Below are 12,713 nucleotides of genomic sequence, written 5' to 3'. Positions count from 1 at the left end.
ACCAATTACCGAAATAATATCGCAAAACAGGTTTTAAAAATTCTCTGTTTTGTACAAAAATTAATTAGTTCCCCAAGGGGGTTCTGAACAGTTACTATTATTGTATCTAATCCACCTGTTGGATCTCCTCATTCTAAACCGCCGTCTCTTCTACATCCTTCGGCAGAATCTGGTTTAACACCACCGTAATGATCGTCGCCAGTACCACTGCTGATTTTCCGAAAATGAGGGTCACCCACTGCGGGAATGCAGCCAGCGTCTCCGGTACCAGTGTGACACCCACTCCAAGTGCTACTCCAAGCCCTACAATTGCTGTATTCCTTGCGGTCAGCTCTGATTTTGCAATCAGCTTGATTCCGGTCATCGTGATAGATGCAAACACGGAAATGGTCGCTCCGCCAAGTACGCAGGATGGAATTGTCGTCAGTGCTGATGCAAACTTTGGAATCAGGCCGGCGATGATGATCATACCGGACGCCATGTAAAATACGCGCTTTGCCACAACCTTTGTTGTGGTTACGATTCCCACGTTCTGACTAAAAGTAGCGGTCGGGAGTCCTCCGATCACCGCTCCGATCATACTTGCAAGACCATTTCCTATAATACCACCCGATAATTCCTGTTCCGTTGGAACGCGGTCCATTCCTCCGTCTGTCGTCGCCGTAAAGTCTCCGATTGCCTGCACGGAATTGATGGTGTAGAGAATCGCCATCGTAATAATTGACGAAGCTTCAAACTTCAGGCCAAAGTGAACCGGCTCTGTAAACTGGATCCAATTTGCCTGCGCAACCGCTGAAAAATCCACGAGACCAAAGAAGATTGCCACAATATATCCCACGACCATACCGATCAGGATGGATGCAAGCTTCGTGATCCCCTTCGTGCAATGATTTAATACCGTCACGACGGCCAGCGTAATCAATGCCACTACCCAGTTCTGCCAGCTCCCGTAATTTTCACTCCCTGCACCGCCGGCCATATACTTCACAGCAGTCGGGTAGAGCGTCACACCAATGACAAACACAACCGTACCGGTGACCAGTGGTGGAAAAAGAAACAACAGCCTCTTAATGAAGATACCTACCAATACCGCAACAACACCGCCCACAAGTGTCGCGCCGAACAGTGTGGCTAAATCGAACTGTTCTGTAATACCCTGTAAGCTTGCCAGATAAGCAAAACTCACTCCCATAATAACCGGAAGACCGGACCCTATCCGGTGCTTCCAGGATGCAAGCTGCATCAGCGTCGCAATTCCTGCGATCAACAGCGCCGACTGTACAAGAATCGTCATATCCGCCGCTGTGATCTCACCCGAGTCCATGGCCATGCCTCCTATAATAATGGCAGGTGTTACGCATCCGACGATCATCGCAACCACATGCTGCAGTGCCAGCGGAAATGCCTGCTTGTAAGAAGGTTTCCCATTCAGATCAAATAGTGCATTGTCTAACTTCTTCGTTTCTGTGCTCATAGCTTCCCTCCGAGCAGTTCCTTCTATAATAAGTAATATGTACCAAAAGAAAGAACCACTTCTACGTTGTTAATTGTTGCAAAGAGAAGCCAGCCGTTCCCGCGGCGCCACACTGGCTTTGCAAATTATCGAATTACTATCTGTCCCTTTAAGTATACCTCCATCCTTTCATTTCGTCCAATTACATATCTTTCCTTTTTTCCGGGTCTGCCAGCCGTTGTCGCTTTTATTCTTCGATACGCAAAAACGGGGATCTACTTCAGATATTATTCAGATACTTTGACTAATATGTATTGCTTTGAGACAACCACGATATTGTCGCAAATACATAATAAACCTCTTTCTAAATCATATATTACCATCAATATCACCAAAAATCAATCTATTTCTAAAAAACTTTTTTGTATGACCAAAAATTTTTAGTTTTCCTATTGATTTTCAGAAATTTTGTGCTATGATGGATTCAGGACATGAAATTCTGCATTACATTTTAAAACCTTAAGTGCTTTTTTATGAATGCAGCGAACTAAGAAAGAAGAGGTAGCAATATGGCAGGTTCAAGACTAGATATACTAATTCAGATTGCCAAAGGTCTGGCAGCACAGTTTGGAGACAATTGTGAGATCGTCGTCCACGATCTGGCCAGAAACCACATTGACAATTCCATTGTTCACATTGAACACGGGCATGTGACAAACCGCAAGCTAGGCGGGAGCCCTTCCCAGGCTGTGCTTGACGCGCTGAAGCATCACGATGGACCACTGCCTGACCAGTTAGCCTATCTCACCAAAACCGACACCGGGCGTATCCTGAAATCGAGCACCATCTATATTAGTGATGATACAGGAAAGCCCCGCTATGTTTTTTCCATCAACTTCGACATCACAAACCTGATCACACTGGAATCCACAATTTCTTCGATCGTATCCTGTCCTTCCGACACGGATGCAGAGAAGAAGGAACCGAAACGGATCGTGCAGGATGTGAGCGAACTGCTGGACGAACTGATTGATCAGTCCGTAGCACTTGTCGGTGTTCCGGCCGCGCTGATGACCAAGGAAGATAAAATCAAGGCCATCAACTATCTCAATGACGCTGGGGCATTTCTTATTACAAAGTCCGGTGACAAGGTTGCAAAGTATTTTGGTATTTCCAAATATACACTTTACAGCTACGTCGAAATCAACAAGTAATACAGCAAATCAAATGCAGCTGAACAGCTGCCACATAAAAATAAAGGATGAGGTGATTGACATTGAATTACGAATTTAAATGGACTTTAAATGAAGTAGCAAAAACGGATGACAGATTTCTACATACCATGTCCTCCGAAGAAGCCGAAAAGGCTATCAATTTCCACAGAAGCATTCCCCAGTATACCGTAACACCACTGGCGAAGCTCTCCCACCTTGCCGGATATCTCGGCTTGAAAAATGTTTACACAAAGGACGAATCTTACCGCTTCGGCCTGAACGCCTTCAAGGTATTGGGCGGATCCTATGCAATCGCACGTTACATGGCGCAGCATACAGGACGCGACATCCGTGAGATTCCATACAACGTATTAGTATCAGAAGAGCTGAAAAAAGAATTTGGCCAGGCTACCTTCTTTACCGCCACTGACGGAAACCACGGACGCGGAGTTGCATGGGCTGCCAACCGGCTCGGACAAAAATGTGTAGTCCGCATGCCAAAGGGCTCCACTGAAACCAGAAAGAATCACATCGCGGCGGAAAACGCAACCGTGACCATCGAGGAAGTGAATTACGATGACTGTGTGCGTATTGCTGCTGCCGAGGCCGAGGCATGTGAGAATGGAATCCTGGTTCAGGATACTGCGTGGGACGGTTATGAGGAGATTCCAACCTGGATCATGCAGGGCTACGGCACACTGGCTAACGAGGCGGATTCCCAGCTCCACGAAGATGGCTGCAAACGGCCGACACACGTCTTTGTACAGGCTGGTGTAGGATGTCTTGCCGGAGCAGTGGTTGGCTACTTTGCCAACAAATATAAGGAGAATCCTCCGATCATGGTTGTGGCAGAAGCTGCTTCTGCTGACTGTCTGTACCGCTCCGCAGTTGCAAAGAGCGGCGGTCGTGTGGATGTCACCGGCAATATGTTTACCATTATGGCTGGACTTGCCTGCGGAGAAGCCAACACCATCTCCTGGGACATCCTGAAAAATCATGTCACTGCATTCTGCTCCTGCCCGGATCAGTTCAGTGCCAAGGGAACCCGCATGTACAACTCTCCGCTGGAGGGTGATCCGAAGGTCATCTCCGGAGAATCCGGTTCCGTCACACTGGGACTTCTCGCATCACTCATGACCGATCCAAAGTACAAGGATGCGAAAGAAGCTCTGAAGCTGGATGAAAATTCAGAAGTGCTCCTCATCTCCACCGAGGGCGATACCGACCCGGAACGTTTCCGTGAGATTGTCTGGGACGGACTGTGCGGTACGGACAAGGATCCATTCGCGGACGAGAGATAGTGCTTACATAGCAGATCAATATTTTAGGTCTGCATTTCAGGTCTACATTTTAGGTTTATATTTGGGGTCTACATTTTAGGTTTACATTTTTGGTTTACATTTCACATACACATTTCACATATTTAAATAGGAGGAAACAAATTATGGATTTCAATAAAATCAAAGAAGCTGCACAGGGTTACGAGAAAGAGATGACCGCATTTTTACGTGCCATCGTAAAGAATCCGGGTGAGAGCTGTGACGAGCGTGCTCATGTCACTACCATCGCTGAGGAGATGAAGAAAGTCGGATTCGACGAGGTTGTCATTGATCCGCAGGGAAATGTTATCGGCTACATGGGAACCGGCGACAAGATCATCGCATTCGACGCGCACATCGATACCGTTGGAATCGGCAATATCGAGAACTGGAACTTTGATCCTTACGAAGGTTATGAGACAGAGACTGAGATCGGCGGACGTGGTGTTTCCGATCAGTGCGGCGGTATCGTATCCGGCGTTTACGGAGCAAAGATCATGAAAGAACAGGGGCTGATTCCAGATGGCTACAAGGTCATGGTTGTCGGAACCGTTCAGGAAGAAGACTGTGACGGTCTCTGCTGGCAGTATATCATTAACGAGGATAAGATCCGTCCGGAGTTTGTCGTATCCACTGAGCCGACAGACGGCGGTATCTACCGTGGACAGCGCGGCCGTATGGAGATCCGCGTGGATGTCAAAGGTGTTTCCTGCCATGGTTCCGCTCCGGAGCGTGGAGATAACGCAATCTACAAGATGGCTGACATTCTCCAGGACATCCGTGCTCTGAACGAGAATGACGCAGCAGATACCACTGAGATCAAGGGTCTTGTGAAAATGCTGGATGCGAAATACAATCCAGAATTTGAAGAAGCAAACTTCCTTGGACGTGGAACAGTTACAACTTCTCAGATCTTCTACACCTCACCGAGCCGCTGTGCGGTTGCTGACTCCTGTGCTGTCTCACTGGACCGCCGTATGACAGCAGGCGAGACATGGGAGAGCTGTCTGGACGAGATCCGTGCACTGCCAAGCGTACAGAAATACGGGGATGACGTTGAAGTTTCCATGTACAATTACGACCGTCCTTCTTACACCGATCTGGTTTATGAGATCGAGTGTTACTTCCCAACATGGGTAATTCCGAAGGATCACGCAGTGACAAAGGCTCTCGAGGACGCATACAAAGGCCTGTACGGCGAGCAGCGTATCGGTGCTGCCGAGACAGTTGATATGAGAACTGCACGCCCGCTGACTGACAAATGGACTTTCTCCACAAACGGCGTGTCCATTATGGGAAGAAACGGAATCCCTTGTATCGGATTCGGACCTGGCGCCGAGGCACAGGCTCATGCACCGAACGAAAAGACCTGGAAACAGGATCTGGTGACCTGCGCTGCTGTCTATGCCGCACTGCCATTAAATTATTGTAAATAATATAGAAGGTCTGTGCAGCCCGTTATTCCACAAATAACCAGACTGTACAGACAATCATTTCACAAACAAAGCGACTGCATAGCCAGTCATTTTCACAAATAACACGACTGCACAGCCAGTCATTTTCACAAACAACGCGACTGCACAGCCAGTCATTCCACAAACAACACGACTGCACAGCCAGTCATTTTCAAGAAAAGAGAGGATATTAAAATGGACGCAAAATTACAGGGATATATCGATAAATTAAACGCTTTGAACTTCAAAGAAATGTACAACGGAGACTTTTTCCTCACATGGGAAAAATCAGATGACGAGATCGAGGCCGTATTTACCGTAGCTGACGCACTCCGCTACATGAGAGAGAACAACATTTCCACAAAGGTATTCGAGAGTGGTCTTGGAATCTCACTCTTCCGCGACAATTCTACACGTACACGTTTCTCTTTCGCTTCTGCTTGTAACCTGCTCGGTCTGGAAGTACAGGATCTGGACGAAGGGAAATCTCAGGTAGCGCACGGCGAAACAGTTCGTGAGACAGCCAACATGATCTCCTTCATGGCAGATGTCATCGGTATCCGTGATGACATGTACATCGGGAAAGGCAACAAATACATGCACGAGGTCGTTGACTCTGTAACACAGGGCAACAAGGACGGCATTCTGGAGCAGAAACCAACACTTGTTAACCTCCAGTGCGATATCGATCACCCGACACAGGCAATGGCTGACATGCTCCACATTATCCACGAGTTCGGCGGTGTTGAGAACCTGAAGGGTAAAAAGCTTGCAATGACATGGGCTTACTCTCCTTCTTACGGCAAACCATTATCTGTACCGCAGGGTATCATCGGACTGATGTCACGTTTCGGTATGGACGTTGTTCTCGCTCATCCGGAAGGATACGAGGTATTCCCGGAGGTAGAGGATGTTGCGAAAGCAAATGCTGAGAAATCCGGCGGTTCCTTCACAAAGACAAATGACATGGCAGAAGCATTTGAAAACGCGGACATCGTGTATCCAAAGAGCTGGGCTCCGTTCGCAGCTATGGAAAAGCGTACTGACCTCTACGCACAGGGCGATCAGGCCGGCATCGACGCTCTGGAGCAGGAACTGCTTGCACAGAATGCACAGCACAAAGACTGGGCTTGTACCGAGGAAATGATGGCGAAGACAAAAGACGGCAAGGCACTCTACATGCACTGTCTGCCTGCTGATATCTCCGGCGTAAGCTGTGAGGAAGGCGAAGTAGACGGTTCTGTATTTGACCGCTACAGAGATCCGCTGTACAAAGAGGCAAGCTTCAAACCATACATCATCGCTGCTATGATCTTCCTTGCGAAGTTCGAGAATCCACAGGAAATCTTCAAGAAACTGGAAGAACGCGGCACATCAAGAATTTTTGACTAATAAGCTATTTGGGCGTTCTGATACTTTCACTTTAGATACTGTCAGGACGCCCACATGATTTTAATCAGGAGGAGCACAACATGTTAAAATATGTAGATACCCCGGCGGCACCTGCTGCCATCGGACCTTATTCTCAGGGAATTATCTGCAATGGAATCGCATTCTTTTCCGGTGCTATCCCGTTGAACCCGGAGACTATGGAAGTTACAGGAACCACCATCAGCGAACAGACCGAACAGGTCATGAAAAATATCAGTGGTTTATTGGAAAGCGAGAACATTCCATTTGCAAATGTAATCAAAACCACCTGTTTCTTAGCTGATATCAAAGATTTTGGCACTTTTAATGAAATTTATGCAAAATATTTCACAGGAAAACCTGCGCGCTCCTGCGTGGCGGTCAAAGATCTGCCGAAGGGTGTTCTCTGCGAAGTCGAAGTGATTGCATATGTCGGAGAGGAGTAATCATGTTTAAACGAAAACGAATTGTCATTGCTCTGGGCGGAAACGCGCTGGGGAACACACTTCCAGAGCAGATGATCGCCGTGAAATCCACGGCTCATGCGCTCTGCGACCTGATCGAACAGGGGCATCAGGTCGTTGTAGTCCACGGAAACGGCCCGCAGGTCGGCATGATCAACAATGCCATGGCAGCACTGAGCCGGGAGGATGAAAGCCAGCCCAACACACCGCTCTCTGTCTGCGTGGCAATGAGCCAGGCATACATCGGATACGATCTGCAGAATGCGTTGAGAGAGGAGCTCCGCAAACGCGGGTTTGTCCGCACACCGGTCGTGACCGTAGTCACGCAGGTCCGCGTGGACGAGAACGACCCGGCCTTCCAGAATCCGTCCAAACCGATTGGACATTTCCTCACCAAAGATGAGGCCGACCGTCAGGCCAAAGCATACGGCCATATCATGAAAGAAGATTCCGGGCGCGGCTACCGCCGTGTGGTGGCATCACCAAAACCGGTAGAAATCGTAGAATTAGACGCCATCAGCAGTCTGGTCGACGCAGGAAAGATCGTCATCACCTGCGGAGGCGGCGGCATTCCGGTCACCCTGCAGGGCGATCATTTAAAAGGTGCCAGCGCAGTTATCGACAAAGACTATGCAAGCTGCCTGCTCGCCAAAGAGCTTGGCGCTGATATGCTGATCATCCTGACCGCGGTCGAAAAAGTTGCAGTCAATTTCGGAAAAGAAAACGAAAAATGGCTGGATGATCTCAGTCTGGAAGAAGCTATGCAATATTGCGACGAAGGCCAGTTTGCACCGGGCTCCATGCTGCCGAAAGTACAGGCCGCTATGGACTTCGCCGCATCCGACCCGAACCGCACCGCCATGATCACACTTCTGGAAAAAGCCAAAGAAGGAATCATGGGTGAGACCGGAACACGGATCCACCAGTAATTCGCAAAAAGGGACAGGTCAAACCGCAGTTGGGGACGTAGCAAAGTGACACTTTGCTACGTCCCCAACTGCAGTTTGACCTGTCCCTTTTTGCGCGTTCGCCCCATGCAGTCTTGTTTAATTTATCACAGGCTTCGTCCACTCTTTTCCAAGCCGTTGATACATCGTCTTTTCCACTGCATTTAAGATGTTCTCATATCCGGTGCATCTGCACAGATGTCCGGACAGGAGCTTGCGCAGTTCCGGCCGTGTGTATTCTTTTCCAGACTCCAGTATCTCCACCGCACTCATAATGAATCCCGGTGTACAGAATCCACACTGCACTGCTGCCTCATCGATAAACGCCTGCTGGATATCCGCCAGCTCGCCATCCGGTCCCATAAGACTCTCCAGCGTGCGGATATTTTTGCCATCTGCCCAGGCTGCCAGATAGATACAGGAGTTGAAGCACTCCCCGTCTATAATCACATTGCAGGCCCCGCACTCTCCCACTTCGCAGCCCTTCTTCACGCTGGTCAGCTGATAATCGTTGCGCAGCATATCGGTCAGGGATGCCCGCACATCCACCATATTCTGTACTTCTTTTCCATTGATGGTACAGGTCACAAGTTTGTACTGTTTGTTCGTCATGATAGGTCACCTCCCGCCAGACGGATCGACTCCCGCAGTGCGCGCTCCGTCATCACCTCTGCCATGTGCTCCCGGAATGCCTTTCCGGCCCTCCAGCTGTCACGCGGGTTGATGTCCTGCAGCACCGCATCCGCAGTCGCCCGAATCAGGTCTTCTGAGTATTCTCTTCCGCGAAGCACGGCCTCCGCTGCCGGGGTACGCATAGGCACCGGTCCGGCCACGCCAAAAGCGATCCGGACATCCTCCGCCGTCTTCTTGTCCTCCGACAGCTTCACATTGACCGAGCAGCCCAGCGTAGCGATCTCCATGGCATTTCGCATACCGTACTTAATATAATGTCCAAAATATCCCCCATAGGATTCCTTCGGGAGCAGGATTGCCGTCTGAATCTCCGCGGGCCTTAAGTCTACCACCTTTGCCCTGATGTAGAAATCATGAATCGGGATGTGCCGCACTCCCTCCGGTCCTGTCACTTCCACAATGGCATCCCAGGCGTGAAGCGTCGCCGCAGAATCTGCGGAGGTCACGCCGTTGCAGGTGTTTCCACCGATGGTTCCGATGTTGCGGATCTGAGGACCGCCTACTTTGTCCACCGCCTCACCCAGCACATTGATATACTTCTGAATCACCGGGTCCTTCGTAATGTGTGAGAAGCTGGTGAGAGAACCAATCCGGATGGTTCCATTCTCCTCCAGTGTCACCCCGCGCAGTTCGTCCAGTCCGTAGATACTGACCAGCTCCACCCCTGCCCGTTTTCCCTCGCGCATTTGCACCAGAACGTCACTTCCGCCTGCGATAATCTGCGCCTCAGGGTGCTCCTGCAGCAGCTGGATCGCATGAGGAACACTGACTGCTTCATAGAATGCTTTCATATCATACATAATCCGTTTCCTCCTTTATTTTTTGATCAGGCCTGCTTCACAAAATGTATCAAACAACGTATGCGGTCTCAGCGGCAATGTGTCGATGCCCACACCTGTCGCCTGCAAAATTGCATTGCGGATTGCAGGTGCCACAGAACATGTCGGCGGCTCCCCGAGGGACTTGGTTCCATACACGCTGGTAGGCTCGAAGTTCTCCACAAACTGTGCCTCCAGATGCGGATGATCCATCGTCGTGGAAAGCTTATAGTCCAGCAGATTATTGTTCAACGGCTTTCCGGTCTTCTCATCAAAGAGCAGGATCTCCGAAAGTCCAAATCCGATCCCCATGCTCATACCACCGTGTACCTGCGCCTCCGCCAGTGCCGGATTGATCAGCTTTCCACAGTCGTGTACATTTACCACATTGAGCACCTGCGCCCTGCAGGCCGGGATATCTACTTCCACCTCCGCAAATGTACAGCCGAACGAATAGGCATTGGACTTGATCTGGTAGGTGCTCTCTGCCGTCAGGTGTTCGCTGTGATCCAGGCTGTAGAGTGCCTCCGTCGCCAGTTCCCCGAGGGTCATCAGGTCCTGTCCGTCGGTTGTCCGCACGATCTCACCATCCACGATGTCCAGAATCTCCGCCGGCATTCTTGTCAGCTCATGGGCATGATCCAGAATCCGTGCTCTCAGAAGTTCTGCCGTCTGGTGAATCGAGAAGCCTGCCGTATAGGTCTGTCTGGACGCGTAAGCGCCGGTGCCGAACGGTGTCAGATCTGTATCCTGTGTACTGATCGTATGTACGCTCTCAAAAGGAATCCCCAGTGTGTCTGCTGCCATCTGGGCATAGACGGTGTCCGCACCCTGCCCGATCTCGGTCTCGCCCACCTGGAGCTGAATCGAGCCATCCTGGTTCAGGACCATACGGCAGGACGAAGTCTCCAGCGAGATAGGCCAGACAGCCGTGTTGTACCAGAAACAGGCCATGCCGATCCCACGGCGGATATCACCGGTCTGGTTCTCGTATTCTTTCCGTTTTCTATCATAATCAATGGCGGCTATTCCTTTGTCCATACATTGATTAAAGGTATCAAAATAATTACAGTTTTTAGAAAATCCGTCCACATAGCCCACTGGCATCAGATGATCCCTCCGAAATTGAATCGGAGAGACGCCCAGCGTCCTCGCAATGTCATCCGTATGGCTCTCACATGCGAACATGGCCTGCGGAATCCCATACCCGCGCATGGCCCCCGCGACGGACTTGTTGGTGAATACCGTATAGGCATCCCCCTCAATATTCTCACAGGGATAGAGCTGCGGGTAGGCATTCAGCCCCTTCGCCACAATTCCATGTCCGTGGGACGCATAAGCACCCTGGTTGGAAAAGCACTCGATCTTTCGTGCCACCAGCGTCCCGTCCTTTCGCAGATAGGAAATCAGATGTGTGCGGATTCCATGCCGTACCCTGTTGGAGACAAAGGTCTCTTCTCTGGAGACATCCAGCTTCACCAGACGGCCGCCCGCCTGGGTACACAGATATGCGCAGAGTGGTTCGTAAAGCGCGTCCTGCTTGTTGCCGAACCCTCCGCCAATGTATGGTTTCACGAGTCTTACTTTCCCCCACGGGATTCCCAGCGCCTGTCCCACGATCCGCCGGACAATGTGTGGAATCTGGGTGGACGCGACCACCGTGATCCGGCCATCCGTCTCCTCCTTCGCATAGCAGATAAAATTCTCGATGTGACAGTGCTGGACGGTCGGTGTCTCATACCACCCCTCCACCTCTATCAGCCCCGGCTCTTTGATGGCCTCCGCGTAATCTCCCCGGCGGACCGTCGTATGCCCAAGAATATTGTTCGGGTACTTCTCATGGATCTGCGGTGCTCCGTCTTTCATGGCTTCCTGCGCATCCAGCACAAAGGGGTACTCCTCGTACTCCACCTTCACCGCGCGGACCGCCTGCGCCGCCGCGATCTCATCCTCCGCGATCACCGCCGCCACATCGTCCCCGTAGAACCGCACGCGATCCGTCAGCAGCAGTCTGTCCGCCACATCCTGATGCGCCGGGTCTGTCGACCACGGATGACCTGCTGTTGGAAAATAATTTTTCGGTACGTCAAAACAGGTTATGATCTTCACTACCCCCGGAATCTTCTCCGCCTCCGATGTATCCACCAACAGTACTTTTCCATTTGCAATGGTCGCGTGTACAATTTTCGCAATGTAAGCATCTCTGGTGCACAGATCATCCGTGTACATCGCCCGGCCAGTCACCTTGGCAAATGCATCCACACGCTTCACGCTCTTTCCGACTACTCTGTCTCTTGAATCCATTGTTCCACCTCCATATTTATGTGATGATTGTTTTTATGTGATAATCGTTTTTATATGATTTATAATGAAGCAATACCGTTAACAGTGAACCCTCACATGACTGAAGTCACATGCTTCCTGTTTCGGCGTAAATCGCCACAATAAATGCTGGTCTTATGCTTACTCCACAGGCGTAGATTATACTGTTTGGACAGTTCCTGCCCTACAGTTTTTTGTTTGTTTTATTAAGTAACATTTTTTATGCTGCCATTTGGCAGTACATCTCATACCCTTTATTTCTAATGTTGATCGCTGCGTTTAAGTCTCGGTCCAGGTTCATTCCACACTCACAGATATATCGTCTCTGTTCCAATGATATTTCCTTCACACTTCCACATCGACTGCAAGTTTTGGAGGATGGATACCATTTATCAACAACCATCAGCTGTTTTCCGCGATCTGCAAGTTTATACGCCAGCATGGATGTGAACATCCCATATCCATTATCTAATGTAGCCTTTCCATTTCTAAAGCCTTGATTAGACATACTGCGCATATTCAGATCTTCGATGCACACCATATCATACCGATTGGCTATCTCGGTTGACTGCTTATGCAGGAAGTCCTTTCTCTGGTTTGCTGATTTCCGATGGATTTT

11 protein-coding genes are annotated in these 12,713 nt (G+C 49.9%); 6 read left to right on the top strand and 5 right to left on the bottom strand.

Annotated features, from left to right (window positions below; all coding sequences use genetic code 11):
* Window positions 1–133 precede the first annotated feature (133 nt).
* Window positions 134–1,474: a uracil-xanthine permease family protein gene (locus tag BUB85_RS18805; RefSeq protein ID WP_073113067.1), complete on the bottom strand. Its 1,341-nt coding sequence runs from the start codon at window positions 1,472–1,474 to the stop codon at window positions 134–136.
* A gap of 548 nt (window positions 1,475–2,022) precedes the next feature.
* On the opposite strand from BUB85_RS18805, the gene BUB85_RS18800 reads away from it, so the two are divergent.
* From BUB85_RS18800 to arcC, 6 genes are all read left to right on the top strand, one after another.
* Complete coding sequence (locus tag BUB85_RS18800) at window positions 2,023–2,667, top strand: helix-turn-helix transcriptional regulator (protein ID WP_073113066.1); 645 nt, start codon at window positions 2,023–2,025, stop codon at window positions 2,665–2,667.
* Between the two features lie 62 nt (window positions 2,668–2,729).
* The gene (dpaL, locus tag BUB85_RS18795; protein ID WP_073113065.1) at window positions 2,730–3,968 is read left to right on the top strand and encodes a diaminopropionate ammonia-lyase; all 1,239 of its coding nucleotides are present in this window, start codon (window positions 2,730–2,732) and stop codon (window positions 3,966–3,968) included.
* 143 nt (window positions 3,969–4,111) lie between these two features.
* Complete coding sequence (locus tag BUB85_RS18790) at window positions 4,112–5,422, top strand: YgeY family selenium metabolism-linked hydrolase (protein WP_073113064.1); 1,311 nt, start codon at window positions 4,112–4,114, stop codon at window positions 5,420–5,422.
* Between the two features lie 213 nt (window positions 5,423–5,635).
* Entirely contained in the window at window positions 5,636–6,832 is a 1,197-nt protein-coding gene (ygeW, locus tag BUB85_RS18785; RefSeq protein ID WP_073113063.1) for a knotted carbamoyltransferase YgeW, read from the top strand.
* Between the two features lie 80 nt (window positions 6,833–6,912).
* On the top strand, window positions 6,913–7,296 hold the full coding sequence (locus tag BUB85_RS18780) for a Rid family detoxifying hydrolase (protein ID WP_073113062.1): 384 nt from the start codon (window positions 6,913–6,915) through the stop codon (window positions 7,294–7,296).
* Between the two features lie 2 nt (window positions 7,297–7,298).
* Window positions 7,299–8,243: a carbamate kinase gene (gene arcC, locus BUB85_RS18775; RefSeq protein WP_073113061.1), complete on the top strand. Its 945-nt coding sequence runs from the start codon at window positions 7,299–7,301 to the stop codon at window positions 8,241–8,243.
* Between the two features lie 117 nt (window positions 8,244–8,360).
* On the opposite strand, the gene xdhC is transcribed toward arcC, so the two are convergent.
* The 4 genes from xdhC to BUB85_RS18755 form a co-directional block, all read right to left on the bottom strand.
* The gene (gene xdhC / locus BUB85_RS18770) at window positions 8,361–8,873 is read right to left on the bottom strand and encodes a xanthine dehydrogenase subunit XdhC (protein ID WP_073113060.1); all 513 of its coding nucleotides are present in this window, start codon (window positions 8,871–8,873) and stop codon (window positions 8,361–8,363) included.
* A complete protein-coding gene (xdhB, locus tag BUB85_RS18765; protein WP_073113059.1) occupies window positions 8,870–9,754 on the bottom strand; it encodes a xanthine dehydrogenase subunit XdhB in 885 nt (294 codons plus the stop codon). Before xdhB ends, xdhC begins: the two co-directional genes overlap by 4 nt.
* A 15-nt stretch (window positions 9,755–9,769) precedes the next feature.
* Complete coding sequence (gene xdhA / locus BUB85_RS18760; protein WP_073113058.1) at window positions 9,770–12,076, bottom strand: xanthine dehydrogenase subunit XdhA; 2,307 nt, start codon at window positions 12,074–12,076, stop codon at window positions 9,770–9,772.
* 238 nt (window positions 12,077–12,314) lie between these two features.
* On the bottom strand, window positions 12,315–12,713 hold a 399-nt coding region (locus BUB85_RS18755), incomplete at its 5' end, for an RNA-guided endonuclease InsQ/TnpB family protein (protein ID WP_143160788.1).

The organism is Hespellia stercorisuis DSM 15480 (assembly GCF_900142165.1).
GTDB lineage: Bacteria > Bacillota > Clostridia > Lachnospirales > Lachnospiraceae > Hespellia > Hespellia stercorisuis.
The sequence above is the reverse complement of the archived record's forward strand: the minus strand, read 5'-3'. Positions and strand labels throughout refer to the sequence as shown.